At 71.8% G+C, this 24,626-nt stretch carries 25 protein-coding genes; 7 read left to right on the top strand and 18 right to left on the bottom strand.

Annotated features, from left to right (window positions below; translation table 11 throughout):
• Nucleotides 1-272: 272 nt before the first annotated feature.
• Nucleotides 273-779 carry a CGNR zinc finger domain-containing protein gene (locus ACFT4A_RS21100; protein ID WP_382832322.1) on the bottom strand — a complete coding sequence of 169 codons (507 nt, stop codon included), beginning with the start codon at nt 777-779 and terminating at the stop codon, nt 273-275.
• 116 nt (nt 780-895) lie between these two features.
• Between ACFT4A_RS21100 and ACFT4A_RS21095 the strand changes: the two genes are divergently transcribed.
• Both ACFT4A_RS21095 and ACFT4A_RS21090 read left to right on the top strand, forming a co-directional pair.
• On the top strand, nt 896-1,267 hold the full coding sequence (locus ACFT4A_RS21095) for a VOC family protein (protein WP_382832320.1): 372 nt from the start codon (nt 896-898) through the stop codon (nt 1,265-1,267).
• A 14-nt stretch (nt 1,268-1,281) separates the two neighbouring features.
• A complete protein-coding gene (locus tag ACFT4A_RS21090) occupies nt 1,282-1,674 on the top strand; it encodes a VOC family protein (RefSeq protein ID WP_382832319.1) in 393 nt (130 codons plus the stop codon).
• A gap of 9 nt (nt 1,675-1,683) precedes the next feature.
• Here ACFT4A_RS21090 and ACFT4A_RS21085 read toward each other — a convergent pair whose 3' ends face one another.
• Nucleotides 1,684-2,817 carry a dipeptidase gene (locus tag ACFT4A_RS21085; protein ID WP_382832317.1) on the bottom strand — a complete coding sequence of 378 codons (1,134 nt, stop codon included), beginning with the start codon at nt 2,815-2,817 and terminating at the stop codon, nt 1,684-1,686.
• 105 nt (nt 2,818-2,922) lie between these two features.
• Entirely contained in the window at nt 2,923-3,282 is a 360-nt protein-coding gene (locus ACFT4A_RS21080) for a MerR family transcriptional regulator (protein ID WP_376390826.1), read from the bottom strand.
• 52 nt (nt 3,283-3,334) lie between these two features.
• On the opposite strand from ACFT4A_RS21080, the gene ACFT4A_RS21075 reads away from it, so the two are divergent.
• Nucleotides 3,335-4,477 (top strand): alkene reductase, encoded by a 1,143-nt coding sequence (locus ACFT4A_RS21075; RefSeq protein WP_382832316.1) that lies wholly within the window; start codon nt 3,335-3,337, stop codon nt 4,475-4,477.
• On the opposite strand, the gene ACFT4A_RS21070 is transcribed toward ACFT4A_RS21075, so the two are convergent.
• Genes ACFT4A_RS21070 through ACFT4A_RS21060 form a run of 3 tightly spaced genes read right to left on the bottom strand, consistent with a single transcriptional unit; the run spans nt 4,417 to nt 7,273 of the window.
• Nucleotides 4,417-5,604: a dipeptidase gene (locus ACFT4A_RS21070; protein WP_382832314.1), complete on the bottom strand. Its 1,188-nt coding sequence runs from the start codon at nt 5,602-5,604 to the stop codon at nt 4,417-4,419. The genes ACFT4A_RS21075 and ACFT4A_RS21070 overlap by 61 nt on opposite strands.
• Nucleotides 5,605-5,609: 5 nt before the next feature.
• Entirely contained in the window at nt 5,610-6,137 is a 528-nt protein-coding gene (gene purE, locus ACFT4A_RS21065) for a 5-(carboxyamino)imidazole ribonucleotide mutase (RefSeq protein WP_382832312.1), read from the bottom strand.
• Complete coding sequence (locus tag ACFT4A_RS21060; protein ID WP_382832310.1) at nt 6,134-7,273, bottom strand: 5-(carboxyamino)imidazole ribonucleotide synthase; 1,140 nt, start codon at nt 7,271-7,273, stop codon at nt 6,134-6,136. Before ACFT4A_RS21060 ends, purE begins: the two co-directional genes overlap by 4 nt.
• Before the next feature lie 163 nt (nt 7,274-7,436).
• On the opposite strand from ACFT4A_RS21060, the gene ACFT4A_RS21055 reads away from it, so the two are divergent.
• The gene (locus ACFT4A_RS21055) at nt 7,437-7,928 is read left to right on the top strand and encodes a GtrA family protein (RefSeq protein ID WP_382832309.1); all 492 of its coding nucleotides are present in this window, start codon (nt 7,437-7,439) and stop codon (nt 7,926-7,928) included.
• An 18-nt stretch (nt 7,929-7,946) separates the two neighbouring features.
• Here the strand turns inward: ACFT4A_RS21055 and ACFT4A_RS21050 are convergent, their stop codons facing one another.
• Together ACFT4A_RS21050 and ACFT4A_RS21045 are read right to left on the bottom strand one after the other, a co-directional pair.
• Nucleotides 7,947-9,224, bottom strand: coding sequence for an ATP-binding protein (locus ACFT4A_RS21050; RefSeq protein ID WP_382832307.1), 1,278 nt, complete (start codon nt 9,222-9,224; stop codon nt 7,947-7,949).
• Nucleotides 9,225-9,256: 32 nt separating this feature from the next.
• Nucleotides 9,257-9,934 (bottom strand): response regulator transcription factor, encoded by a 678-nt coding sequence (locus tag ACFT4A_RS21045; RefSeq protein ID WP_189726740.1) that lies wholly within the window; start codon nt 9,932-9,934, stop codon nt 9,257-9,259.
• Nucleotides 9,935-10,426: 492 nt separating this feature from the next.
• On the opposite strand from ACFT4A_RS21045, the gene ACFT4A_RS21040 reads away from it, so the two are divergent.
• On the top strand, nt 10,427-11,923 hold the full coding sequence (locus ACFT4A_RS21040; protein ID WP_382832306.1) for an oligopeptide:H+ symporter: 1,497 nt from the start codon (nt 10,427-10,429) through the stop codon (nt 11,921-11,923).
• 76 nt (nt 11,924-11,999) lie between these two features.
• Here the strand turns inward: ACFT4A_RS21040 and ACFT4A_RS21035 are convergent, their stop codons facing one another.
• The 4 genes from ACFT4A_RS21035 to ACFT4A_RS21020 all read right to left on the bottom strand — a co-directional run bounded on the left by ACFT4A_RS21035 (nt 12,000) and on the right by ACFT4A_RS21020 (nt 15,104).
• Entirely contained in the window at nt 12,000-13,040 is a 1,041-nt protein-coding gene (locus ACFT4A_RS21035; protein ID WP_382832304.1) for a hypothetical protein, read from the bottom strand.
• A gap of 2 nt (nt 13,041-13,042) precedes the next feature.
• Entirely contained in the window at nt 13,043-13,744 is a 702-nt protein-coding gene (locus tag ACFT4A_RS21030; RefSeq protein WP_382832303.1) for an LPXTG cell wall anchor domain-containing protein, read from the bottom strand.
• A gap of 178 nt (nt 13,745-13,922) precedes the next feature.
• Nucleotides 13,923-14,483 (bottom strand): ATP-binding protein, encoded by a 561-nt coding sequence (locus ACFT4A_RS21025; protein WP_382832301.1) that lies wholly within the window; start codon nt 14,481-14,483, stop codon nt 13,923-13,925.
• 243 nt (nt 14,484-14,726) lie between these two features.
• Nucleotides 14,727-15,104, bottom strand: a complete 378-nt coding sequence (locus tag ACFT4A_RS21020; protein WP_382832299.1) for an STAS domain-containing protein — start codon at nt 15,102-15,104, stop codon at nt 14,727-14,729.
• A gap of 242 nt (nt 15,105-15,346) precedes the next feature.
• Between ACFT4A_RS21020 and ACFT4A_RS21015 the strand changes: the two genes are divergently transcribed.
• On the top strand, nt 15,347-16,273 hold the full coding sequence (locus ACFT4A_RS21015) for an RNA polymerase sigma factor SigF (RefSeq protein ID WP_193480042.1): 927 nt from the start codon (nt 15,347-15,349) through the stop codon (nt 16,271-16,273).
• A gap of 77 nt (nt 16,274-16,350) precedes the next feature.
• On the opposite strand, the gene ACFT4A_RS21010 is transcribed toward ACFT4A_RS21015, so the two are convergent.
• From ACFT4A_RS21010 to hutU, 5 genes are read right to left on the bottom strand one after another with little or no spacing between them, the layout of a single operon-like run.
• Nucleotides 16,351-16,671: a hypothetical protein gene (locus ACFT4A_RS21010; protein WP_382832297.1), complete on the bottom strand. Its 321-nt coding sequence runs from the start codon at nt 16,669-16,671 to the stop codon at nt 16,351-16,353.
• 7 nt (nt 16,672-16,678) lie between these two features.
• Nucleotides 16,679-17,980 carry an imidazolonepropionase gene (gene hutI, locus ACFT4A_RS21005; RefSeq protein ID WP_382832296.1) on the bottom strand — a complete coding sequence of 434 codons (1,302 nt, stop codon included), beginning with the start codon at nt 17,978-17,980 and terminating at the stop codon, nt 16,679-16,681.
• Entirely contained in the window at nt 17,977-19,326 is a 1,350-nt protein-coding gene (locus tag ACFT4A_RS21000) for a formimidoylglutamate deiminase (RefSeq protein ID WP_382832294.1), read from the bottom strand. The genes hutI and ACFT4A_RS21000 overlap by 4 nt, the downstream gene beginning before the upstream one ends.
• Nucleotides 19,323-20,525, bottom strand: a complete 1,203-nt coding sequence (locus tag ACFT4A_RS20995) for an allantoate amidohydrolase (protein WP_382832337.1) — start codon at nt 20,523-20,525, stop codon at nt 19,323-19,325. Before ACFT4A_RS20995 ends, ACFT4A_RS21000 begins: the two co-directional genes overlap by 4 nt.
• Nucleotides 20,526-20,578: 53 nt before the next feature.
• The gene (gene hutU / locus ACFT4A_RS20990) at nt 20,579-22,243 is read right to left on the bottom strand and encodes a urocanate hydratase (RefSeq protein WP_382832293.1); all 1,665 of its coding nucleotides are present in this window, start codon (nt 22,241-22,243) and stop codon (nt 20,579-20,581) included.
• Between hutU and ACFT4A_RS20985 the strand changes: the two genes are divergently transcribed.
• The gene (locus ACFT4A_RS20985) at nt 22,242-23,741 is read left to right on the top strand and encodes a diaminopimelate decarboxylase (RefSeq protein WP_382832291.1); all 1,500 of its coding nucleotides are present in this window, start codon (nt 22,242-22,244) and stop codon (nt 23,739-23,741) included. The two genes, hutU and ACFT4A_RS20985, sit on opposite strands and share 2 nt — an antisense overlap.
• A 26-nt stretch (nt 23,742-23,767) precedes the next feature.
• Here ACFT4A_RS20985 and ACFT4A_RS20980 read toward each other — a convergent pair whose 3' ends face one another.
• Nucleotides 23,768-24,610, bottom strand: a complete 843-nt coding sequence (locus tag ACFT4A_RS20980; RefSeq protein ID WP_193480035.1) for a MurR/RpiR family transcriptional regulator — start codon at nt 24,608-24,610, stop codon at nt 23,768-23,770.
• Nucleotides 24,611-24,626 lie beyond the last annotated feature (16 nt).

Genomic DNA, 24,626 nt, shown 5'->3' with positions numbered 1-24,626 from the left:
CCGGCTCAGTCGGCCGAACCGGCGTCACCGTGCATTCTGCCCCACGGAGCGGTGACGCGGGGCCCGCTGGGCCTCTTGGCCCGGGCAAGGGCACGCCCGCGGGCTCCCGCCCAGGGGCGACGATGCCCGAGCACACGCCAATCCCTCTCGGCCCGGCAACAGCACCCCTGGACCACGCACCGAACTCCCCGGCCCGTAGCGGCCCGCCCCGAGGCCTCGGCACACCTGCATCCGCACAGCCAGCGGCACGCCAACCAACGGACAAGAACCCCCTAAGCCCCCTTCGCCCGATAACGCCGCATCTTCGCCCGGGCCCCGCACACCTGCATCGAGCACCAGCGGCCGCGGCCGGCCGGGCTGCGGTCGTAGTAGGCCCAGAGGCAGTCGGTGGCCTCGCAGGCCTTGAGGCGGGTCCAGGTGCCGGCGACCAGGGCTTCGGCGACGGCGGCGGCCACGCGGGCGGGCAGGGAGTGGTCGTCGGCGGGGGTCAGGGCGGCCGTGCCGTCCGTCGGGTCGACCGTGACGATGAGCGGGGCCCGGGCGAGGAGTTCGCCGAGCGGGGGCGTCTCGCGGTGCGGTGGGTGGCCGGCGTGGGCGAGGAGGGTCGCGCGTAGGGACTCGCGGAGGGCGCGGGCCCGGGCTGTCTCGTCGGCCGTGATCCCGAAGCGTGCCCGGCCTTCGGGCGAGTCCAGCGTGTCGGCGCCCGACTCGATGTCCAGCGTGTTCACCAGGGCCTCGACCAGGGCCAGGCCGCCGGGCGCGGGTGATCTCTCCGTCATGGCTGGACCGTACCTCTCGCTTTTTCCCTTGCGAGGTTACCGCCGATGGGGGAGCATGCAGTAACGGTTACCGGTTACCTGACTCTGAAGGTAACAGCGACTTCGAGGAGTAAGTCATGGCTCTCGCCAAGCTGGGTGTCGTCGTCCTGGACTGTCCCGACCCGCACGCCCTCGCCGGCTTCTACGCCGAGCTGCTCGGCGGCACGCCGGAGGTCGCGACCGACGGGGAGGACGAGTGGGTCGACCTGAAGGTGCCGGGCGCCACACCACTGGCCTTCCAGGCCGCCCCCGGTTTCGTACCGCCGACATGGCCGGCGCCCGACCACTCGCAGCAGTTCCACCTCGACCTGGACGTGGAGGACCTGGACGCGGCGGAGAAGGGTGTGCTGGCGCTCGGCGCCAAGCCGCTGGACACCGAGGACCGCTCCCGGAGCTTCCGGGTTTACGCCGACCCCGCCGGGCACCCGTTCTGCCTCTGCGCCTGCTGACACCGGGAGGCCTCATGTCCGCGGTGGCACATTTCCGTTCCGTGGTCGTCGACTGCCCCGACCCGCGCGAGTTGGCCCGTTTCTACGCGGCGGTCGGGGGCGGCACCCCGGAGGACGACGACCCCGACTGGGTGGTGCTGCGCCTCCCCGGCGGGCCCCGGCTCGCCTTCCAGCGCTCGCCCGGTCACACCCCGCCGGAGTGGCCCCGCCCCGACCGCAACGCCCAGCAGTTCCACCTGGACTTCGACGGCGGCGCGACCTGGGAGGAGATCGACGCGGCCGAGGAGCGGGTGCTGGCGCTGGGCGCGCGGGTGCTGGACAAGGAGGACGACGAGAAGAAGGACTTCCGGGTCTACGCGGACCCGGCGGGGCACCCGTTCTGCCTCTGCCGGATCGCGCACGACTGACCCGGACGGTTACCCGTCCAGCTCCGAGATCGTCGCCTTCGACGGCGCCCGGCGCTGCTGGGCGGCGCGCGCGGTGAAGTCGGCCCCGCGCAGGACGCGCTGGACGTTGCCCCAGGTCAGGAGGGCCACATCGCCCTCCTCCCAGCCGCGCCGCAGCAGCTCCGCGATCAGCCGCGGGTAGCAGGAGATGTCGCCGAGTTCCTGCGGATGGGCGGAGCCGGAGTCGTAGGTGCCGGACAGTCCGACGCACTGCGCTCCGGCCACGGCACGGATGTGGTCGAGGTGGTCGGCGACGTCACGGACGGTCGGGCCGGTCTGCTCGGCCGTCAGCGGCACCAGGCACAGTCCCTTGGCCGCGCCCAGCTCCGCCAGCAGGTCGTCGGGGAGGTTGACCGGGTGGGGGCGGATCTCGCGGGCCGCGGAGCGGCTGAACAGCACGGGTGCCCGGGAGAGGCTCAGCACGCGGCGGACGGTCTGCTCCGGGGCGCCGGAGAGGTCCGCGATGACACCGAGCCGGTTCATCTCGCGCACGACCTCCTCGCCGAACCGGGTCAGCCCCGCGTCGCTCGCCCAGGACACCCCGGTCAGCGTCAGGGCCCGCAGGCCGAGCAGATGCAGCTGGCGCAGGGTGCCCAGCGAGTCGCCCACGGCCGAGGCCCCGGCGGGACCGAGGAGCACGGCGACGCGGCCGCAGTTGCGGGCGTCGGCGACCTGCCCGGCCGTACAGGCGGGCCGCAGGCCCTCGTCGCAGGTGCGGACGATGGTCTTCGCCAGGTCGAGCTGCTCCAGGGTGGCGCCGACGGCCCGGTCGCCGTCGAGGCCCTCGGGCAGGTGCAGCGACCAGAACAGCGCGCCCACATGGCCGCGGCGCAGCCGGGGCACGTCCGTGTCGACGGTGCTCTCGCCGTCCTCGAGGTCGTAGTAGGACAGGCGCTTGAGCGCCCAGGGCAGTCCGTTGTACCCGTCGGCGACGGGATGGGCGGCGAGGATGGCGTGGGCCCGGGTCAGGGGCGCGTCGTCCGGATCGGAGACGGGCTCGTAGGGCTCCGCCGCGACGACACCCTCGTCGGGGTACTGCTCGGTCAGGTCGTCGAACTCTCCGGCTGCGGCGGCCGGGCGCAGGTCGTGCTGGAGATCTGCCATGGCGGCTCCGTACGTGCTCGTGACGTACGGTCACCGTCGCACGGAGCGAGGGGCTGTTCCTGGTGAGCGGGGCGTTCGGAGTACGGCCCCGGGCCTGGTGGGCGCTCAGGGCAGCCGGGCCGCGTCGATCACCTCGTCCAGGGTGTCCCGGGAGCGGACCAGGTCGGCGATCATCCGGTCGATGCGGGCGCGCTCGGCGGTGAGGTTGGCGACCAGGCTGGGGGTGGCCCGGGCCGAGGGGCCGCCGTCCGCGTCCCGCATGCACGGCAGCAGCTGGACGATCTTCTCGCTGCACAGTCCCGCCGCGAACAGCTCCTGGATCCGGATGACCCGGTCCACGGCGGCCTCCGGGTACTCCCGGTGCCCGCCGGGCGTCCGCTCGGCGAAGAGCATGCCCTGCTTCTCGTAGTAGCGCAGCGACCGCTCGCTGACGTTGGTACGCCGGGCCAGTTCGCCGATCCGCACGTCCACTCCCGCACTTGATTCTGACATCAGTGTCAGGTTCTAGCGTAAGCGCATGACGCAGCACACGACAGCACTCTTCGAACCGGCTCGTCTCCCCGGGCTGGACCTGCCCAACCGTCTGGTGATGGCCCCGATGACCCGCAACCGGGCCGAGGCCGACGGCACTCCGACTCCCCTCATGGCCACGTACTACGCCCAGCGCGCCGCCGCCGGGCTGATCGTCGCCGAGGCCGCGACGCCGAACGCGGTCGGACAGACGTACCCGAACATCACCGCCGTCCACAGCCCGGAGCATGTGGCCGGCTGGCGGCAGGTCACCGAGGCGGTGCGGGACGCGGGCGGCCGGATGTTCCTGCAGCTCCAGCACGGCGGCCGGGTCGGTCACCCCGCGAACAGCGGGCTGACGCCCCTCGCGCCCTCGCCCGTCCCGCTGCCCGAGACGATCTTCACGCCGGAGGGGCATCAACCAGCCGTGGTGCCCGGGGAGATGACCGCCGAGGACATCCGCACCACCGTCGCCGACTTCGCGAAGGCCGCCCGCAACGCGGTCGAGGCGGGTTTCGAGGGGGTGGAGGTGCACTCCGCCAACGGCTACCTCCTGCACCAGTTCCTGGCCGCGAACACCAACCTCCGCTCCGACGGCTACGGCGGTCCGGTCGCCGCCCGGATCCGGTTCACGGCCGAGGTGACCGAGGCCGTGGCCGCCGAGATCGGCGCCGAGCGTGTGGGACTCAGGGTCTCCCCCGGCAACACCGTCAACGGCATCGCGGAGGGCGAGACCGAGGAGCTCTACCCGGCGCTCGCCGAGCGGCTCGGCGGTCTGGGGCTCGCCTATCTGCACCTGGGGTACGCCGACCCGCAGACCCCGGTGTTCCGGCGGGTGCGCGCCGCGTGGCCCGGGGTGATCGTCGCCAACCCCGTACTGAAGGAGGTCACCACCGAAGCCGTGCACCGGGAGTCGGAGGCGCTGCTGGCCGCCGGGGCGGACCTGATCGCCCTCGGCAGGCCCTTCCTCGCCAACCCGGACCTGGTGACCCGGCTGCGGCTCGGCGCGCCCCTGAACGAGGTGCGCGACCGGTACTTCATGTACGTGGGCGGGGCGGCCGGTTACACCGACTACCCCGCCCTGGACACTCAGCCGTCGAGGGCGTCGAGCGACTCGATCGTGGCGTTGGACGCCGGCCGCGTCGCCTGAAGGCCCCGGGCCACGCCCTCGGCCCCGCCCAGCACCCGGACCGCGTTCTTCCAGGTCAGCTTGGCCAGATCGGCCTTGGACCAGCCGCGGTCCAGCAGCTCGGCGAGGAGGTTCGGGTAGCCGGAGACGTCGTCGAGGCCGTCGGGGGTGAAGGCCGTGCCGTCGTAGTCGCCGCCGATGCCGAGGTGGTCGACGCCGGCGACCTCGCGCATGTGGTCCAGGTGGTCGGCGACCGTCGACACCGTCGCGACCGGGCGCGGCCGGCGCCCCTCGAAGGCGCGGTGGACCTTCATGGCCTCCGCGGTGGTGTCGAGGTGGTGGAAGCCGTGGGCGCGCATGTTCTCGTCGGCCTCGGCCGTCCAGTCCACGGCCGCCTGGAGCACGAACTTCGGCACGAACGTCACCATCGCGACACCGCCGTTGGCGGGCAGCCGCTCCAGGACGTCGTCCGGGATGTTGCGCGGGTGGTCGCACACGGCCCGCGCGGAGGAGTGGGAGAAGATCACCGGGGCGGTGCTCGTGTCGAGCGCGTCCCGCATGGTCGTCGCCGCCACGTGGGAGAGGTCGACGAGCATGCCGACGCGGTTCATCTCCCGTACGACCTCGCGGCCGAAGGCGGTGAGGCCGCCGGCCTTCGGTGCGTCGGTCGCGGAGTCCGCCCAGTCCACGTTGTCGTTGTGGGTGAGGGTCAGGTACCGGACGCCGAGGCCGTACAGACCGCGCAGGGTGCCCAGGGAGTTGGCGATGGAGTGGCCGCCCTCCGCCCCCATGAGGGAGGCGATCCGGCCCTCCCCGCGCGCGGCCTCCATGTCGGCGGCCGTCAGCGCGGGCCTGAGGTCACCGGGGTGGCGGGCCAGCAGCTGCCGTACGCAGTCGATCTGTTCGAGGGTGGCCGCGACCGGGTCCGGCGAGTCCGTACGGACGTACACGGACCAGTACTGCGCACCGACGCCGCCCGCGCGCAGCCGGGGGATGTCGGTGTGCAGGTGGGCGCTCTGGTCGGCGGCGACATCGCGGGCGTCGAGGTCGTAGCGGACCTGCTCGCGCAGCGCCCAGGGCAGGTCGTTGTGGCCGTCGGCGACCGGGAACTCGCGCAGGAGTTCCCGGGCCGACTCCAGGGAGGTCATCGCCGTCACTTCCCCGCGCCGAAGCCGAAGCCGCCCGAGCCCTCGACCTTGGAGCGCAGGCGCTTGCCCTTCTCGGTGGCCTGGTCGTTCAGCTCCTGCTGGAACTCGCGCATCCGGCCGCGCAGCTCCTCGTCGTGCGCGGCGAGGATGCGGGCGGCCAGCAGACCGGCGTTGCGGGCACCGGCGACGGAGACCGTCGCGACGGGCACACCGGCCGGCATCTGGACGATCGACAGCAGGCTGTCCATGCCGTCGAGGTACTTCAGCGGCACGGGCACGCCGATGACCGGCAGCGGGGTGACCGAGGCGAGCATGCCGGGCAGGTGGGCGGCGCCGCCGGCCCCGGCGATGATCGCCTTGAGCCCGCGGCCGTCGGCCTGCTCGCCGTACGCGACCATCTCGCGCGGCATGCGGTGGGCCGACACGACGTCCACCTCGTAGGGGATCTCGAACTCGTCGAGGGCCTTCGCGGCGGCCTCCATGACGGGCCAGTCGGAGTCCGACCCCATGACGATGCCAACAACAGGGCTCATTCGGTGATGGTGCCTCTCAGGTAGCCGGCTGCGTGACGGGCGCGCTCCAGCACCTCGTCCAGGTCGTCGCCGTAGGTGTTGACGTGTCCGACCTTGCGGCCGGGCTTCACGTCCTTGCCGTACATGTGGATCTTGAGCTGGGGGTCGCGGGCCATGCAGTGCAGGTACGCGGAGTACATGTCCGGGAAGTCGCCGCCGAGGACGTTGACCATGACCGTCCACCCGGCGCGCGGGCGCGGGTCGCCGAGGGGCAGGTCCAGGACCGCCCGGACGTGGTTGGCGAACTGGCTGGTGACCGCGCCGTCCATCGACCAGTGGCCGGAGTTGTGCGGGCGCATCGCCAGCTCGTTGACGAGGATGCGTCCGTCGCGGGTCTGGAACAGCTCGACCGCGAGGTGCCCGACGACACCGAGTTCCTTGGCGATGTTCAGGGCCATCTCGGAGGCCCGGACCGCGAGGTCCTCGTCGAGGTCGGGGGCCGGGGCGATGACCGTGTCGCAGACGCCGTTCACCTGCCGGGACTCCACGACCGGGTAGGCGACGGCCTGGCCGTGCGGCGACCGTACGACGTTGGCGGCCAGCTCGCGCAGGAAGTCGACCTTCTCCTCGGCGAGCACGGGGACACCGGCCTTGAACGGGTCGGCGGCCTCCTCGGCGGAGTCCACGACCCACACGCCCTTGCCGTCGTAGCCGCCGCGGACGGTCTTGAGGACGACGGGGAAGCCCTCTCCCTCGGCGGCGAAGGCCGCCACGTCCCGCGGATCGGAGACGATCCGGTGCCTGGGGCAGGGCACGCCGATCGCGTCGAGCTTCGCGCGCATCACGCCCTTGTCCTGGGCGTGCACGAGCGCGTCGGGGCCGGGGCGCACGGGGATGCCGTCCGCCTCCAGGGCTCTGAGGTGCTCGGTGGGAACGTGTTCGTGATCGAAGGTGATCACATCGCACCCGCGTGCGAAGGCGCGCAGCGTGTCCAGGTCGCGATAGTCGCCGATGACGACATCGCTCACGACCTGCGCAGCTGAGTCCTGCGGGGTGTCACTGAGAAGCTTGAACCTGATGCCCAGCGGGATGCCCGCCTCGTGTGTCATACGAGCGAGCTGGCCACCGCCGACCATGCCGACTACCGGAAACGTCACTCCCTCAGGGTATCGGCCGCGCCAAGGTGGCCGGTTTCCTGTCCCTCCCCCAACCGGCCCGGACCATCTCCGGCCGTCCACCGGTATCCGCAGGAAGATCGCGCGGGAGGGTGGTTAGCATGGCTGGGTTGACGCCAACTGAGGGACGGGGGCCTGCACGACCATGGGACATGGTGCCTCTCGGCTCCGAGGGCTCGTTCGCGAAGTCGCCAAGTTCGGCGCGGTGGGCGGAGCCGGGGTGCTCGTCAACCTGCTCGTGTTCAACCTGGTGCGGCACGTCACCGACCTCCAGGTGGTCCGCGCGAGCGTCATCGCGACCGTCGTCGCGATCATCTTCAACTACATCGGCTTCCGCTACTTCACATACCGCGACCGCGACAAGTCCGGCCGCACCCGGGAAATGACCCTGTTCCTGCTGTTCAGCGCGGTGGGCCTGGTCATCGAGAACGGCGTCCTGTACGCGGCGACCTACGGCTTCGGCTGGAACACCCCGCTCCAGAACAACATCTTCAAGTTCGTCGGCATCGGCGTCGCCACGCTCTTCCGCTTCTGGTCGTACCGCACCTGGGTCTTCGTCGCCCTCCCGGCCCGGACACCGGCGTCGGACACCGGCCCGACGGCGGAGCAGGAGCGGAACAAGCAGCGGGTGCCGTAGCCGTACCGGACGAGAGCCTCAGCGGACCGTCGGCTCGTCCTCGTCCGTCATCGACGTCTGGGCGGCTGTGCGGGACAGGAACAGGCCGAAGACCGGGGGCTTGGTCTGGAGCATTTCCAGGCGGCCGCCGTCCGCTTCCGCCAGGTCGCGGGCGACGGCGAGGCCGATGCCGGTGGAGTTGCGGCCGCTGATCGCCCGCTCGAAGATGCGCGCGCCCAGGTCGGCGGGGACGCCGGGGCCCTCGTCCGTGACCTCGATGACCGCCTGGTTGCCGGTGACGCGGGTCCGCAGGGCCACCGTGCCGCCACCGTGCATCAGGGAATTCTCGATCAGCGCGGCCAGCACCTGCGCGACCGCGCCGGGCGTGCCGACCGCCTCCAGATGCCGCTTTCCGGAGCTGACGATCGCCCGGCCCGCGCTGCGGTACGCCGGCCGCCACTCGGCGAGCTGCTGCTGGATGACCTCGTCGAGGTCGAAGGTGACGGCGGAGCCGGTGCGCGGATCGCGGGAGTTGGTCAGCAGCCGCTCGACGACGTCCGTGAGGCGCTCGACCTGCGTGAGCGCGATCGTCGCCTCGTCCTTCACCGTGTCCGGGTCGTCGGTGAGGGTGATCTCCTCCAGCCGCATGGACAGCGCCGTGAGCGGTGTCCGCAGCTGGTGGGAGGCGTCCGCGGCCAGTCGGCGTTCGGCGGTGAGCATGCGGGCGATGCGCTCGGCGGAGCCGTCCAGCACGTCCGCCACCCGGTCCAGCTCGGGCACGCCGTACCGCTTGTGGCGGGGGCGGGGATCGCCCGAGCCGAGCCGCTCGGCGGTCTCCGCGAGGTCGGTCAGCGGCGACGCAAGCCGGTTCGCCTGGCGGACCGCCAGCAGCACCGCGGCCACCACCGCCAGCAGCGCGACCAGCGCGATGATCAGCAGCGTCCGGCCGACCTCGCGGGTCACAGAGGAGCGCGGCTCCTGGACGGTGACCGTCTCGCCCTCCTCGCCGGGCGCGGTCGCGCTGATGACGTCACCGGACGGCTGGGTGCCGACCTCGATGGGCGCCTCGCCGGGGAGCCGGATCACCGCGTAGTAGCGGTTCTGTGTGACCTGCTCGCGCAGCACCTCGGCGTCGACCTGCTGCTCGCCGAACAGCCGGCTGTCGACGATGCTGGCGAGGCGGACCGCCTCGGACTCCACCCGTTCCTGGGCACTGTTGCTGATCGTCCTGGTCTCGACGATGACGAGCGAGACACCGAAGACGGCGATCACGACCAGCACCACGGCGAGCGTGGACTGGATCAGTCGGCGGCGCATGTCCTGTTACCCGTGCCTGCCTGCCCCGCGGCTCAGCTCTTCTCGAAACGGAAGCCCACACCGCGCACGGTGGCGATGTAGCGGGGGTTGGCCGCGTCGTCGCCGAGCTTCTTGCGCAGCCAGGAGATGTGCATGTCGAGGGTCTTGGTCGACGACCACCAGGTGGTGTCCCAGACCTCGCGCATCAGCTGGTCGCGGGTGACGACCCGGCCCGCGTCGCGCACCAGCACCCGCAGCAGGTCGAACTCCTTGGCGGTGAGCTGCAGCTCCTCCTCGCCCATCCAGGCGCGGTGCGACTCGACGTCGATGCGCACGCCGTGCGTGGCGGGCGGCTGCTGCGGCTCGGCGGCACCGCGCCGCAGCAGGGCCCGGACGCGCGCGAGCAGCTCGGCGAGCCGGAAGGGCTTGGTGACGTAGTCGTCGGCGCCCGCGTCGAGCCCGACGACGGTGTCCACCTCGTCGGCGCGCGCGGTCAGGATGAGGATCGGGATGGTGTGGCCCTCGCCACGCAGGCGGCGGGCCACCTCCAGACCGTCCATGCCGGGCAGACCCAGGTCGAGCACGACCAGGTCGACGCCGCCTTGCAGTCCTGCGTCGAGAGCGGTGGGGCCGTCCTCACGCACCTCGACCTCGTAGCCCTCCCGGCGCAGAGCACGGGCCAGCGGCTCCGAGATGGACGCGTCGTCCTCGGCGAGCAGTACACGGGTCATGGAGTGATGGTAGACCTGCGAGGCCGTGAGCTGGGGTGTGACCGGAAGCGTTGATTCTTACCGTTGGCATACCCGCTTCTTACGTTCCGGGGGAACGCGCACGAACCTCTGCCGGACCTCTGCCTATGGGGTGCGATCCTGGTAAGGACCTTGGAAGTAGGGCTCACGGTTCCCCTGACACCTGTGATCCTCCTCTCAAGTCCTTCCATATGCGGCTGTGTCCTGCCGTATGGTGAATCAACGCCTGTAGCCCTAGGCGACCTTCTGAGGCGCTCTGCCTCGAAGGTCTCTTTTGTGTCGGGCCTCGTCGTGCGGCGACGCGCGTAGAGGCGTGGACCCCACGTGGCCCCCGGTGGCGACCGCCCACCGCTCCGTGACCCGGAGCGGACCCCCGTAGGCGTCGGGCGGACGGCCGTACGCACCGATGCCGACTCCCCCCACCGGGCGCACCACCGCTGTCGCGGGGCGCGTCCCGACCAGCAAGGAACGACCATGGCGTCCAGCCTGACGAAGGACTCGGCCCGTCCGGGCACCCCCGGCTCCGAGAAGACCTTCTTCGGCCACCCCCGCGGACTGGCCACTCTCTTCATGACCGAGATGTGGGAGAGGTTCTCCTACTACGGCATGAGGGCCCTGCTCCCGCTGTACCTGGTGGCTCCGGGTGGCCTGCACCTGCCCGCGGGGACGGCGACGGCGATCTACTCCGTGTACGTGTCGCTGGTGTACCTGCTCACGATGCCCGGCGGCTGGTTCGGCGACCGCGTCTGGGGGCCGCGCAAGACCGTCGCCATCGCGGGCGGCGTCATCATGCTGGGCCACCTCACGCTGGCCCTGCCCTCCTCCAGCACCTTCTACGCCGGTCTCGGCCTGGTCGCGATCGGCTCGGGTCTGCTGAAGGCCAACATCTCGACGATGGTCGGCCACCTCTACGACGGACCGGACGACCCGCGCCGCGACGGTGGCTTCACCGTCTTCTACATGGGCATCAACCTCGGTGCCTTCGCTGCGCCGCTGATCATCGGCACCATCGGTGAGAGCGTCAACTGGCACCTGGGCTTCGCGCTCGCCGCGCTCGGCATGGCGCTGGGTGTCGTCCAGTTCCTGATCGGCTCGCGCAACCTGGCCGAGCGCTCCAGTGTCGTCCCGACGCCGCTGTCCGGCGAGGAGAAGGCCTCGACGCTGCGCAAGGCGGCGATCTGGGCCGGTATCGCGGTCGTCTTCTACGCGATCGTCGGCTTCTCCGGCCACTACACGCTGAACTGGATCCTGGTCCCGCTGACCCTGCTGGGCGTGATCATCCCGACGTTGGTCCTGGTCCGCATCAAGCGCGACAAGGACCTGGACCGTGCCGAGCAGTCGAAGATGTCCGCGTACATCTGGTTCTTCCTGGCTGCGGCCGTGTTCTGGATGATCTACGACCAGGGCGGCTCGACGCTGTCGATCTTCGCGGACTCCTCCGCCGAGAACAGCGTCTTCGGCTGGGGCTTCCCGGTCTCCTGGTACCAGTCGGTCAACCCGGTCCTGATCATGGCGCTGGCGCCGGTCTTCGCCTGGTTCTGGCTGGCGCTGAACCGGCGCGGCAAGGAGCCGAGCACGATCGTGAAGTTCGGCTCGGGTCTGGTCCTGGTCGGCGCGTCCTTCTTCCTCTTCCTGGCCCCGCTGTCGATCGCCGAGGGCGGTCACAAGGCGGCGGCGCTGTGGCTGGTGGCGATCTACTTCACGCAGACCGTCGGTGAGTTGCTGCTCTCCCCGGTGGGTCTGTCGGTGACGACGAAGATGGCTCCCGCGAAGTACGCCTCGCAGATGATGGGCGTCTGGTTCCTGGCCGTCACCGCCGGCGACGCCACGACCGGCCTGCTCTCCATCGCCGGGGTCGACCTGAACAAGACGGGCATCGTGGCTCTGGAGGCCACGCTCGCCGTCCTCGCCGGTGCCGCGGTGTGGATGTACCGCAAGAAGGTCAAGGAGCTCATGGGCGACGTCCGCTGAGCCGTCCCGCCGGGCCATGACGAAGGGCCGTCGCATCCTCTGGACGCGGCGGCCCTTTCGCGTGCGTACCCGCTGGTCAGGCCTTCGCAGTCGGGTCCTTTCCGTACGGCGCGGAGGGCCGCTCCTCGTCTTCCGGGCCGGCGTCGGGTGTGACCCAGGGCAGGGCCGGGGCGGTGGAGGGGGTGGTCGCCCTCGGAGGCCTCGGCAGCAGCCCGGGCAGCCTCTTGCGACGGGCCGGGCGGGCCGCGTGGCCCGGCCTGCGAGGCCGTAGGTGGTCCACCAGGGCCAGTCCGGCGCGGAACAGCGCCGCCGGTACGACCAGGAGGACCAGGGCCCAGAACAGCGTCACGCCCCAGGGACGGCCGACGCCCCAGGGGTGTTCGGCGAGGACCTTGCCGCCGTACTTCAGGGACACCGTGTAGTCGCCGTGCGCCCCGGCGGCGAGCTCCACGGGCAGCTCGATACGGGCCTCGCCGCCGGGCCGGATCGTGCCGCGCCAGCGCTGGTCCTGCCACTGCGGGGCGAACACGCCGTGCGCGGTGCCGACCTGGAAGACGGGGTTCTTCACGGGGGACGTGCCGACGTTGCCGACGGTGACCTCGAGGGTCCGGGCGGGCGGGGAGCCGAACCAGGTCAGCAGCCCGCTCTCGCCGCGCAGCCGGGTGTCCGCGAGCAGGGAGAGCCGTCCCCCGGACCGTTCCGCGGGCAGCGGCTCGACCGTGTGCCCGGCGACCTGGAGGGCCGCGTCGGCCTCGGCACCGGCTCCGGTCACCGTCTCCACGTGCACCACGCAGGGGCAGGGCACCGGTGGCTCGACGATGGGCAGCGTACGGCGGAAACGCCCCTCGGCGTCCGTGGTGACGGCCCGGCCGTCGGCGTTGGCACAGGAGTTGCTCCCCCCGGTCACACCCCGGTCCGGCTCGGCCTGCCCACAGACCAGCAACGTCAGCAGGGCACGCGCCCGCCAGCCACTGCCGCTGACAGTGACCACCCCACCCGCCCCCGCCCGCGCCGCGGACAACTCGACCCGGGGCCGCTCCACCGCAGCTACGGGTCCGGCTCCCGCCAGAACCGCCAGAAGCACCAGCAGAACAGCTCCCGCACACGTCCGGCGCATGCTCAGTGACGGGTGCCGGCGTTCTGGTGACGGCGTGTCAGCCACAGGGCGCCCGCCGCGCCGGCGAGCAGGACCGTTCCGCCGAGGGTGCCGAGGGCTATGGCCGAGTCCTCGGGCCCGGTCTGCGGAAGCCCGGCGCCGGAGTCCGAGTCGGAGCCGCCGCCCTGGGCGGAGCCGGTGCTGCCGCCGCCGCTCGCGGCCTTGACGTCGAGGGTCAGGGACGGGCCCGGGTCGTTCGTCGGGGTGCAGGTGGTCGTCGTACCGAGGGCCTTGATGGTGAGGACGCCGGCCGTGAAGGTGACCTTCCCGCTCTTCTTCGGCGTGTACGTCCCGCTCAGGTCGTTGATCTTGATCGGGGTGTTGGCCGGAAGGGCGGCGTCGTTGGCGGGGCCGGTCACCGTCAGGGTGCCGTCGTCGGCGCCGCCCAGGGCGATCGTGGCGCTCGGGGTCATCGCACCCTTGCCCAGTTCGACCGGGCTGGAGGAGACGCCCTTCTGCCAGGACATGGTGATCTTGTAGCCGTCGCCGTCCTCGACGCCCTTGATGTCGATGGGCGATACGGCACTCTTGTCGCCGATCGGCGTCTTGCACTGGTAGTTGACGTCGACGACCTCGGCCCGGGCCACGGGGGCGGCCATCAACACCGCCGAGCCGGCCAGGGCCGCGGCGGACGCGAGCGCGGCGGTTCGATTCCGGTACGACACGGTGCCACTCCCCTTCCTGTTTCCTGACGGCGCATCAGATCGGGCCGCCAAGGTACGCCCGGGGCCTTGAGGAAGGAAGACACAGCGCGCGCCGGATCCGTGGGGATCCGGCGCGCGGCGAGTGACGTATGAGGGGATGTACGGCGGGGAATCCGTGGGGACCGGCGGACGGTCCCGGTCAGGCGGGTGCGCCCAGTTCCGCCCACACCGTCTTGCCGGCCACTCCCGGCGTGCGCACGACACCCCAATCCAGGCAGAGCCGCTGGACGATGAACATGCCGTGGCCGCCCGGGCGCCCCGCCCGGTGCGGATTGCGGGGAGCCGGCTGCCCGGTGCCCCGGTCGGCGACCTCCAGGCGGATCACCTTGTTGTCGCAGGTGATCCACAACTGGTCCGGCCCCTCGGCGTGCAGGCAGGCGTTGGTGACCAGCTCGGAGACGACGAGCAATACATCCTCGGCGGCGGCCCGCTGGTCGGCGGAGGCGGCCGGCAGCCAGCCCCACGCGTACAGCGCCTGGCGGGTGAAATCGCGGGCGAGCGGGACGACACCGCTCTCCCCGTCGAAGCTCAGCCGGCGCACCTGCCGACCCCCCGGCGGCGCCGCGGCTCCGGACGGCGCGCCCACGCCCTCGCCCTCGCCGGACACCGTGGCCGCCGGTACGCCACCTTCGGACGCCCCGGAAGCGCCGCTGGGCTCCGGCCCGCGGTCGCCCGGCGGGTAAGGCCGGGTGGTGCTCATCAGCGCTTCACCTCACCGATTCACCAGTTCACGATTCACAAGATTCTGTACACAGTCAGTCACGCAGCGCGCGGCATATCGGTTTCGCTGCACCCCCGCCACCCCGGTAGCCAACAGGTTCAGGATGTCTCCTGCCCTGGCGTCCCGGCGGAACACCCCCGGATTCGACACGAAAGGCGTGACGGACATAGGACGTCGGTCACAGGGGGAAGGCCGAGGCTCAGCGCGCCGACGCACCGCCGCTCAGCTCGACTCGTCGGCCAGGGCCGCCTCGAGCGTGTCGTGGACGGTGAAGACCGCGTCCGCACCCGTGATCTCGAAGACGCGCGCCACCACCGGCTGCATCCCGGCGAGGGTCACGCCGCCACCGACGGCCTCCGCCTTCAGCCGTGCGCCGAGGAGCACATTGAGCCCCGTGGAGTCGCAGAACTCCAGGCGCGCGCAGTCGATGACCAGGCGCTTGAATCCCTTGGCGAGGCAGTCCTCGAGTGGCTCACGCAACAAATCGGCGGTGTGGTGATCCAACTCACCCGCCGGGGTCACGACGGCACTAGAGCCCTCTTCCCGCACCTCCACCAGAAGCCGGCCAGACTGTGTGCTGCCGACCGTCCCGCGGTCCATGCCGTCTCTCTCTCCTGACGTCGAGGCTGCTTGCTGACGCCCTCGAACACTACGCCTTCCTGACACGCTTCGACACCCGAACAACTACACACAAACGGACATATGCCCACAGAACGCACTTGCGGTGGGCTCAGGAAAGCGGGTAGGCCTAGTAAGGACACGTACCCGACACCACGGCCGGCTTTGGAGGCGCCGCACTCCGCAGTGCACGTAATGGCTCCGGCAGCCTTATGCCGAGAACGATGGAGGACATCATGTCACCCCGGCTCGACGCATCGCGTACCCAGAAAGCGACGTCGACACCCCCTCCGGAACATCTGGATCCCATCGAGCAGGACGAGACGCTCGTCACACAGGACGACCTTCTCGCCGGACTTCCGGACATCCCCCCGTACGAGCAGGTCGACGCGGTCGACGCACGGGCTCTGTCCAAGACCCTCTTCGAGCGCCTCGAAGCGCTGGAGGAAGGCACGCACGAGTACTCGTACGTCCGCAACACGCTGGTCGAACTGAATCTCGCGCTGGTCAAGTTCGCCGCTTCCCGGTTCCGCTCCCGCAGCGAGCCGATGGAGGACATCATCCAGGTCGGCACGATCGGCCTGATCAAGGCGATCGACCGGTTCGAGCTCTCCCGGGGCGTCGAGTTCCCCACGTTCGCCATGCCGACCATCGTCGGCGAGATCAAGCGCTTCTTCCGCGACACCTCGTGGTCCGTGCGCGTGCCGCGGCGGCTCCAGGAGCTCCGGCTCGACCTGGCCAAGGCCGGTGACGAGCTGGCGCAGAAGCTGGACCGCGCCCCGACGGTGACGGAACTGGCCGAGCGCCTGGGCCTGTCCAAGGACGAGGTCGTCGAGGGCATGGCCGCCTCGAACGCCTACACCGCCTCCTCGCTGGACGCCCAGCCGGAGGAGGACGACTCCGAGGGCGCGCTCGCGGACCGCATCGGCTACGAGGACCACGGACTCGAAGGCATCGAGTACGTCGAGTCGTTGAAGCCGCTGATCGCCGAACTCCCGCCGCGCGACCGCAAGATCCTGTCCCTGCGCTTCGTCGCGGGTCTGACGCAGTCGGAGATCGGCGAGGAACTGGGCATCTCGCAGATGCACGTGTCGCGACTGCTGTCGCGCACGCTGGTACGACTGCGCAAGGGGCTGACCGTCGAGGAGTGATCCTCGGGTGATCCCTGTCGGGTGACGCTGTCCTTTCGGGGGCGGACCGTTCGGTCCGCCCCCGAATGCGTGCGTGTTCACGTGTTGAGGAACAGCGCGGCCGACGGGAGGAGCGGGGCCAGTGCGCTGATCAGCCAGTACGTACGCGGAGCCAGCGCCGTCCGGCGCCGCAGCGGCATGTTGGCCAGCCACCAGATCAGGCCGAACAGCGCGACGACCGGGACGACGATGACGAGCCAGAGGGCCATGCCGTCGTCCTCCGTCGGCTCCCGCACCGTCAGCCCGAGTTCGGCGAGCGGCCAGTTCACGGTGAGGTACCAGAGCAACCAGATCGGCACCACCGCCGGGATCCCGAGCAGCAGGTTCACCAGGAGCGGTGCCGACCAGTGCTTCTTCACCGGCCCATCAGAGCACCCTTTCGCCGCGCCGCCAGACCCCGGTGACCAGGGGGACGCCCGGGCGGTAGGCCAGGTGGACGTGGCTCGGGGCGTCGAGGAGCGTCAGGTCGGCGTACGCGCCCGGGGTGATGCGGCCGATGTCGGTGCGCCGCAGGGCCGCCGCGCCGCCCGCCGTGGCCGACCAGACGGCCTCGTCCGGGGTCATGCCCATGTCCCGTACGGCGAGCGCGACGCAGAACGGCACGGACGAGGTGAAGGACGAGCCCGGGTTGCAGTCGGTGGACAGGGCCACGGTGACGCCCGCGTCGAGGAGGCGGCGGGCGTCCGGCCACTCGGCCCGCGTGGAGAACTCCGCGCCGGGCAGCAGGGTGGCGACCGTGTCACCGCTCGCGAGGGCGTCGACGTCCGCGTCCGTGAGGTGGGTGCAGTGGTCGGCGCTGGCCGCGTCGAGTTCGACGGCGAGCTGGACGCCCGGGCCGTACGAGAGCTGGTTGGCGTGGATACGGGGGTGCAGGCCCTTGGCCTTGCCCGCGGTGAGGATCGCGCGGGCCTGGTCGCCGTCGAACGCGCCCTTCTCGCAGAAGACGTCGATCCAACGGGCGTAGGGGGCGCAGGCGTCGAGCATCTCGCCGGTGACGAGGGCGACGTAGCCGGCCGGGTCCTCGGCGAACTCGGGGGCGACGATGTGGGCGCCGAGGTAGGTGACCTCGTCGGTGTGGGCGGCGGCGACGCGCAGGGCCCGGGCCTCGTCCTCGACGGTCAGTCCGTAGCCGGACTTGGTCTCGAAGGTCGTGGTGCCCTGGTGCAGCGCCTCGTGGAGGTAACGGGTGACGTTGGCCTCGAGTTCCGCGTCGCTCGCGGCTCGGGTGGCGGCGACGGTCGTGCGGATGCCGCCCGCGCTGTACGGGCGCCCCGACATACGGGCGTTGAACTCCTGCGTGCGGTCGCCCGCGAAGGCGAGGTGCGAGTGGGAGTCGACGAAGCCCGGGACGACCGCCCTGCCGCCCGCGTCGACCCGATTGTCAGTGGCGGGTGCTTTGCTTTGATCACCGGTCCACACGACGCGGTCGCCCTCGATGGCGACGGCCGCGCCCTGGACCAGTCCGAGGGGGGAACCGTCACCGAGGGAGGGGTCGTTGGTGACCAGGCTGGCGATGTTCGTGATGAGCGTGCTTGCGGTGCTCGCGGAGTGGGCGGGGCTGACGGTCGTCGCGTTGCTCATGGCGTCCTTGGTGGCCTGGTCGGCGGTGGGGTCGGGTTCGGGGGCTGACGAGGACGCGGGCCGCGCGGGTGGGCGGCCCGGGGTCATCCCCGCAGGGCTTCGACGGCGTCCGCGAGGGCTCGCGGCACATCCGGTACGAGGGAGTGCGCCCCGTCCCGTACGACGTGCCGACCTCCCACGACCGTATGCGACACGTCCGCTGCCGACGCGGCGAATACGGCCGTCTCGGCCCCGAGCCGCGGAAGCGGCCCAGCCGTTCTGACCGTGTCGAGCGCGACCGTCGTGAAGTCGGCGAGCGCGCCGGGCTCCAGGGCGCCGGCGTCCTCCCAGCCGAGGGCGGCGTGTCCGTCGGCCGAGGCCGCCCGCAGCAGGGCGGCGGCCGTCCAGTGACCTCGGGTGCGGGTGCGCAGGCGCTCGTTCAGCTCCAGGGCCCGCGCCTCCTCCAGCAGGTCGATCACGGCGTGGCTGTCGGAGCCGAGGGAGAGCGGGGAGCCCTCGTTCTGCAGGGCGGCCGCGGGCCCGATGCCGTCGGCCAGGTCCCGCTCGGTGGTGGGGCACATGCAGGTGCCGGTGCCGCTGCCTCCGATGAGGGAGACGTCCTCGGCGGTGAGGTGGGTGTTGTGGACGCCGGTCGTGCGCGGCCCGAGGACGCCGTGCAGGGCGAGCAGCTGCGTCGGAGTGCACCCGTGGATGTCCAGGCAGGCCTCGTTCTCGGCGGTCTGCTCCGACAGGTGCACGTGCAGCGGGGCCCGCCGCTCCTCGGCCCACCGCGCGACGGTCGCCAGCTGGTCGGCGGGCACGGCCCGTACGGAGTGGATCGCCGCTCCGATCCGCGCGTGATCCCGTTCCTTGAGAACTGAACAGCGTTCGGCCCAGGCGTCCGCCGTGCCGTCGGAGAAGCGGAGCTGCTGGGCGGAGGGCGGCTGCCCGAAGCCGGAGGAGAGATAGGCGGTGTCGAGGAGGGTGACACGGATCCCGGCTTCGGCGGCGGCCGCGATCAGGGCCTCGCCCATCGCGTTGGGGTCGGCGTAGGGGACGCCGCCGGGGGCGTGGTGGACGTAGTGGAACTCGCCGACCGCGGTGATGCCGGCCAGGGCCATCTCGGCGTACACGGCGCGGGCCAGGGCGTGGTAGGTGTCCGGGGTGAGCCGGGCGGCCGTGGCGTACATGACCTCGCGCCAGGTCCAGAAGGTTCCGGAGCCGACCTGGACGGTGCCGCGCAGGGCCCGGTGGAAGGCGTGGCTGTGGGCGTTGGCCAGCCCGGGGAGGGTGAGGCCGCGCAGGATCTCGGCGCCGGGGGGCGGGGTGGTGACCTCGGTCCGGACGGCGGTGATCCGGCCGTCGTGGATGTCGAGGGCGACGCCCGGCTCGACGTGCGTGCCGAGCCAGGCGTGTTCCAGCCAGTACGTACGGGGCTGCTGGGTGGGCGTCACGTGCAGGCCAGTCCTTCCAGTACGTCGGCGAGGGCGAGTACCCCGGCCACGCAGTCGTCCTCGGTCGCGGACTCGGCCGGGGAGTGGGAGACGCCGGTCGGGTTGCGCACGAACAGCATGGCGGTCGGGATGCTCCCGGACAGGATCCCGGCGTCGTGTCCGGCGCCGGTGCCGAGGACGGGGACCGTGAGGGCGGTGTCCTTGCCGAGGATGCGGGCGAGTTCGTCGCGCAGGGCGTGGTCGAACTCGACGACGGGGGTGAACGACTCTCGGACGACGGCCAGCTCCACGCCGTGGGCGGTGGCGTACTCCCCGGCGGCCTTCTCCACACCGGCGACCACGGCGTCCAGGCTGTCCTGGTCGGCGGCGCGCGAGTCGAGCCAGCCGCGTACGAGGGAGGGGATGGCGTTGACGCCGTTCGGCTCGACGGCGATCTTGCCGAAGGTGGCGACGGCACCGGCGAGTTCGGCCTCGCGGCGGGCGGCGAGGACGGTCTCGGCGTAGGACAGCATGGGGTCGCGCCGGTCGGCGAGCCTGGTCGTGCCGGCGTGGTTGGCCTCGCCCCGGAAGTCGAACCGCCAGCGGCCGTGCGGCCAGATCGCGCTGGCGATGCCGACCCGGTCGCCGGACAGGTCCAGGGCCCGGCCCTGCTCTACGTGGAGTTCGACGAAGGCGCCGATCCGGGCGAGCCGTTCGGGGGCGGGCCCGATGGCGTCGGGGTCGTATCCGGCGGCCTCCATGGCGCGCGGCAGCGTCACGCCCTCGCCGTCGGTGAGCCGGTGCGCCTGCTCGCGGGTGAGCTGTCCGGCGGTGAGCCGGGATCCGACGCAGGCGAGCCCGAACCGGGCGCCCTCCTCGTCACCGAAGTTCACGATGGCGAGGGGGCGGGTGAACCGCGCGCCTCGGCCGCGCAGTTCGTCCAGCGCGGCGAAGGCGGAGACGACTCCGAGGGGCCCGTCGAAGGCCCCGCCGTCCGGCACGGAGTCCAGATGCGACCCGGTGACGACGGCGTCCCCGGCGGCGGGGTCGCCGAGCCAGGCCCACTGGTTGCCGTTCCGGTCGGTCTCGTAGCGCAGGCCACGGGCGAGGGCTTGTTCTTCGAACCAGGCCCGGCAGTCGCCGTCGACCCCGCTCCAGGCGAAGCGCCGGTAGCCGCCGGAGGCGGGGTGGCGGCCGAGGGGGAGCAGCTCGCGCCACATCCGGTGGAAGGAGTCGCCGGTGGGGTCCGGCAGCGCGCCGGCGGTTTCCTGCGTCACGCGTCGTCACCCTCGCGCATCGGGACCCGGACGCCCTTGTCCTGGGCGACGGACTCCGCGATGTCGTACCCGGCGTCGACATGCCGGATGACGCCCATGCCGGGGTCGTTCGTGAGGACGCGGCGGATCTTCTCACCGGCCAGTTTCGTGCCGTCGGCCACCGTCACCTGTCCGGCGTGGATCGACCGCCCCATGCCGACGCCGCCCCCGTGGTGCAGGGACACCCAGGACGCCCCGGACGCCACGTTCACCATCGCGTTGAGCAGCGGCCAGTCGGCGATCGCGTCGGACCCGTCGAGCATGGCCTCGGTCTCCCGGTAGGGGGAGGCGACGGAGCCGCAGTCGAGGTGGTCGCGGCCGATGACGACCGGCGCGGCCAGCTCCCCGCTCGCGACCATGTCGTTGAAGCGCTCACCGGCCTTGTCCCGCTCGCCGTAGCCCAGCCAGCAGATACGGGCGGGCAGGCCCTGGAAGTGGACCCGCTCCCCCGCCATGCGGATCCAGCGGGCCAGGGACTCGTTCTCCGGGAAGAGGTCGAGGATCGCCTTGTCGGTCTTCGCGATGTCGGAGGCCTCGCCGGACAGCGCGGCCCAGCGGAAGGGGCCCTTGCCCTCGCAGAACAGCGGGCGGATGTAGGCGGGGACGAAGCCGGGGAAGGCGAAGGCCCGGTCGTAGCCGGCGAGTTGGGCCTCGCCCCGGATGGAGTTGCCGTAGTCGAAGACCTCGGCGCCGGCGTCCATGAAGCCGACCATGGCCTCGACGTGCGTGGCCATGGACTCGCGGGCCCGGGTGGTGAATCCGGCCGGGTCCTTCGCGGCGGCGTCGGCCATGTCCTCGAAGGCCAGACCGAGGGGCAGATAGGCCAGCGGGTCGTGGGCGGAGGTCTGGTCGGTCACGATGTCGATCGGGGCGCCCATGGCGAGCAGCTGCGGCAGCAGCTCGGCGGCGTTGCCGAGGACCCCGATGGACAGCGGGCGGCGGGCGTCACGGGCCTCCACGGCCAACTGCAGCGCGTGGTCGAGGGAGTCGGCCTTCACGTCCAGGTACCGGTGCTCGATCCGCCGCTCGATGGCACGCGGGTCGCAGTCGATACAGATCGCCACGCCGTCGTTCATCGTCACGGCGAGCGGCTGGGCGCCGCCCATGCCGCCGAGACCGGCGGTGAGGGTGATGGTCCCCGCGAGGGTGCCGCCGAACTTCTTCGCGGCGACGGCGGCGAAGGTCTCGTAGGTGCCCTGGAGGATGCCCTGGGTGCCGATGTAGATCCAGGACCCGGCGGTCATCTGCCCGTACATGGTCAGGCCGAGGGCCTCCAGGCGGCGGAACTCCTCCCAGTTCGCCCAGTCGCCGACGAGGTTGGAGTTCGCGATGAGGACGCGCGGGGCCCACTCGTGGGTCTGCATGACGCCGACGGGGCGGCCCGACTGGACGAGCATCGTCTCGTCCTGCTTGAGCGTCCTCAGGGTGCGGACCATCGCGTCGAAGGAGCGCCAGTCGCGTGCCGCCTTGCCGGTGCCGCCGTAGACGACGAGCTTGTCGGGGTGCTCGGCGACCTCCGGGTCGAGGTTGTTCTGCAGCATCCGCAGGGCGGCTTCCTGCTGCCATCCCAGGGCGCTCGGTTCCGTGCCGCGCGGCGCTCGGACGGGGCGGGGTCCTGACATGGTCTGCCTCCCGGCGGTCTGTTGTTACGTCTATTCACATCCTTGCCATCTGAATAGAGCTAGTCAATACATGGGGAGGTCGGCGCGGCGGTGCCGTGGATGTTTGGCTGGATCCATGGATGACGACATTCAGGCAGGCGATTCCGGTGCCGGGCGGGCGGCCCGGCGGGACGAGGCGGTGCGGGCGGCCGTGGAGCAGGGACTGGTCGGGGCCGGCAGCCCCGTCGTCGGACTGCTGGACGTCACCGGGATCCGGGAGTCGGCGGCGGAGTTGCGGGCGGCGTTCGACGCGGTCGTGGCACCGGGCACGCCCGTGCTGCACGCCTTCGCGGTGAAGGCGACCCCGCTGGTGCCGGTGCTGCGGCTGCTGCGCGAGGAGGGCATCGGGGCGGAGGTGGCGAGCCCGGGTGAGCTGGCGCTGGCGCGGGCGGCGGGGCTGGGCCCGGAGATGACGGTCCTGGACTCCCCCGCCAAGACAGCGGCCGAACTGCGCGAGGCACTGGACCTGGGCATCGCCGTCAACGCGGACAATCCGCAGGAGCTGGACCGCATCGACGGCCTGATGAGCGCCGACGCAGGCGGCAGTCGCTCACCCCTCGGGATCCGGGTGAATCCGCAGGTCGGCGGGGGTTCCATCGGGGCGACCTCGACGGCCACGGCGACGTCGAAGTTCGGGGTGGCGCTGCGCGACGAGGGGGCCCGGGAGTGGGTCGTGCGGGCGTACCAGGACCGCCCGTGGCTGACCCGGCTGCACGCGCACACCGGGTCCCAGGGCATCCCGCTGTCGCTGCTGGCCCAGGGGGTCGCGGAGGTGTACGCGCTCGCCGAGGAGATCAACGGGCGGATCGGGCGTCAGCAGATCGACACGCTCGACATCGGCGGCGGGCTGCCGGTGAACTTCACCTCGGACGCGACGACGCCGACGTACGCGGAGTACGCGCGGATGCTGGCCGCGGAGGTGCCGGGGCTGTTCGACGGGCGGTACGGGCTCGTCACGGAGTTCGGGCGGTCGCTGCTGGCCAAGCACGGCACGGTGGTGGCGCGGGTCGAGTACGCGAAGTCCTCCGGCGGGCGGGCGGTCGCGGTGACGCATGCCGGGGTGCAGGTCGCCACGCGGACGGTGTACGCGCCGGAGAGCTGGCCGTTGAGGATCGGGGCGTATGACGCGAAGGGGCGGGTGAAGGAGGGGCCCGTCGTGGTGCAGGACGTCGCGGGGCCGGCCTGTTTCTCGGGGGATCTGCTGGCGGAGGGGCGGTCCATGCCGGTGCTGGAGCAGGGGGATTACGCGGCGGCGCTGGATACGGGGGCGTATTACTTCGCGCATCACTATGGGTACAACTCCCTTCTGCGGCCTGGGGTTTATGGGTTCGGGCCGGGCGGGGAGGGGGGTGTGGTCTTCGCGGTCGTGCGGGAGGCGCAGACGGTGGGGGAGGTTGTGGCGGAGTCTGGTGGGGCGTATGTGGAGGGGCTTACGCAGTCGCCGTTGGGGCTTCCGTAGTCAGCCAGAAACCGGCGCGCGTTCCCTCAGTCGACGAACAGGCCCCGCGCCGCCGCCTTCGCGTCGAACTCCTCCAGGCGGGACTGGGCCTCGGGCAGGTCGTCGCACATCGCCTCCAGCAGCACCCGGCCGAGCAGCATCGGTGCGCAGGCCGTGTCGAAGGCCAGGCCGGTGCCGACCGCGGCGGGGATCAGCAGGTCGGACACCTTGGCGACCGGTGCGAAGGCGGAGTCGGCGACCGTGACGACGGTGAGCCCGGCCTCCTTGGCGTGGGCGAGGGTGTCGACGACCTCGCGGGGGTGCCGGGGCAGCGCGAAACAGAGCAGTGCGGTCGCACCGGCCCGGACGGCGGCGTCGATGCGGTCCTGGACCATCGTGCCGCCCTCGTTGAGCAGCCGTACGTCGGGATGGACCTTGGCGGCGAAGTAGGCGAAGCCGTGCGCCTGGGCGGCCGCCGCCCGCAGGCCCAGGACGGGGAGCGGACGGGAGGCCGCGAGGAGGCGCCCGGCCCGCTGCACGGGCCCGGTGTCGGCCAGGGCCTCCGCAAGGTGGCGCAGGTTCTCGATCTCGGCCTCGACGGCCTGCTGGTACTCGTTGACGGACCCGGCGTCCGCCGCGGGTTCGGCCGGGGCGACCTCGCGCAGATGGCGGCGCAGGGCCGGGTAGCCGTCGAAGCCCAGGGCCACGGCGAAGCGGGTCACGGACGGCTGGCTGACCCCGGCCAGTTCGGCGAGCTCCACACTCGACAGGAACGGCACGTCGGCGGCCCGCCGCACCATGCTGTGCGCGATGCGCCGCTGGGTCGGCGTCAGCCGGTGGCCCTCGAAGAGCGCCTGGAGCCGCGCGGCAGGGCTGTCGGTCACGCTCATGACGTGCTCCCCCTCG

This window comes from Streptomyces sp. NPDC057099 (assembly GCF_042671245.1).
In the GTDB taxonomy this organism is placed as follows: Bacteria; Actinomycetota; Actinomycetes; order Streptomycetales; family Streptomycetaceae; genus Streptomyces; species Streptomyces purpurascens.
The sequence above is the reverse complement of the archived record's forward strand: the minus strand, read 5'-3'. Positions and strand labels throughout refer to the sequence as shown.

Bases quoted from the DNA above. Each gene is read 5' to 3' on its own strand.
- hutI (WP_382832296.1), bottom strand. From the start codon at position 17,980: ATGACCCCGGGCCGCCCACCCGCGCGGCCCGCGTCCTCGTCAGCCCCC.
- ACFT4A_RS21070 (WP_382832314.1), bottom strand. From the start codon at position 5,604: ATGACCTCCCTGGAGTCGGCCCGGGAACTCCTGCGCGAGTTCCCGGTC.
- purE (WP_382832312.1), bottom strand. From the start codon at position 6,137: ATGAGCCCTGTTGTTGGCATCGTCATGGGGTCGGACTCCGACTGGCCC.
- ACFT4A_RS21090 (WP_382832319.1), top strand. From the start codon at position 1,282: ATGTCCGCGGTGGCACATTTCCGTTCCGTGGTCGTCGACTGCCCCGAC.
- ACFT4A_RS21040 (WP_382832306.1), top strand. From the start codon at position 10,427: ATGGCGTCCAGCCTGACGAAGGACTCGGCCCGTCCGGGCACCCCCGGC.
- ACFT4A_RS20995 (WP_382832337.1), bottom strand. From the start codon at position 20,525: ATGTGGCGCGAGCTGCTCCCCCTCGGCCGCCACCCCGCCTCCGGCGGC.
- ACFT4A_RS21035 (WP_382832304.1), bottom strand. From the start codon at position 13,040: ATGCGCCGGACGTGTGCGGGAGCTGTTCTGCTGGTGCTTCTGGCGGTT.
- ACFT4A_RS21020 (WP_382832299.1), bottom strand. From the start codon at position 15,104: ATGGACCGCGGGACGGTCGGCAGCACACAGTCTGGCCGGCTTCTGGTG.
- hutU (WP_382832293.1), bottom strand. From the start codon at position 22,243: ATGTCAGGACCCCGCCCCGTCCGAGCGCCGCGCGGCACGGAACCGAGC.
- ACFT4A_RS21015 (WP_193480042.1), top strand. From the start codon at position 15,347: ATGGAGGACATCATGTCACCCCGGCTCGACGCATCGCGTACCCAGAAA.
- ACFT4A_RS21075 (WP_382832316.1), top strand. From the start codon at position 3,335: ATGACGCAGCACACGACAGCACTCTTCGAACCGGCTCGTCTCCCCGGG.
- ACFT4A_RS21095 (WP_382832320.1), top strand. From the start codon at position 896: ATGGCTCTCGCCAAGCTGGGTGTCGTCGTCCTGGACTGTCCCGACCCG.
- ACFT4A_RS20980 (WP_193480035.1), bottom strand. From the start codon at position 24,610: ATGAGCGTGACCGACAGCCCTGCCGCGCGGCTCCAGGCGCTCTTCGAG.
- ACFT4A_RS21055 (WP_382832309.1), top strand. From the start codon at position 7,437: ATGGGACATGGTGCCTCTCGGCTCCGAGGGCTCGTTCGCGAAGTCGCC.
- ACFT4A_RS21045 (WP_189726740.1), bottom strand. From the start codon at position 9,934: ATGACCCGTGTACTGCTCGCCGAGGACGACGCGTCCATCTCGGAGCCG.
- ACFT4A_RS21100 (WP_382832322.1), bottom strand. From the start codon at position 779: ATGACGGAGAGATCACCCGCGCCCGGCGGCCTGGCCCTGGTCGAGGCC.
- ACFT4A_RS21085 (WP_382832317.1), bottom strand. From the start codon at position 2,817: ATGGCAGATCTCCAGCACGACCTGCGCCCGGCCGCCGCAGCCGGAGAG.
- ACFT4A_RS20985 (WP_382832291.1), top strand. From the start codon at position 22,242: ATGGTCTGCCTCCCGGCGGTCTGTTGTTACGTCTATTCACATCCTTGC.
- ACFT4A_RS21050 (WP_382832307.1), bottom strand. From the start codon at position 9,224: ATGCGCCGCCGACTGATCCAGTCCACGCTCGCCGTGGTGCTGGTCGTG.
- ACFT4A_RS21025 (WP_382832301.1), bottom strand. From the start codon at position 14,483: ATGAGCACCACCCGGCCTTACCCGCCGGGCGACCGCGGGCCGGAGCCC.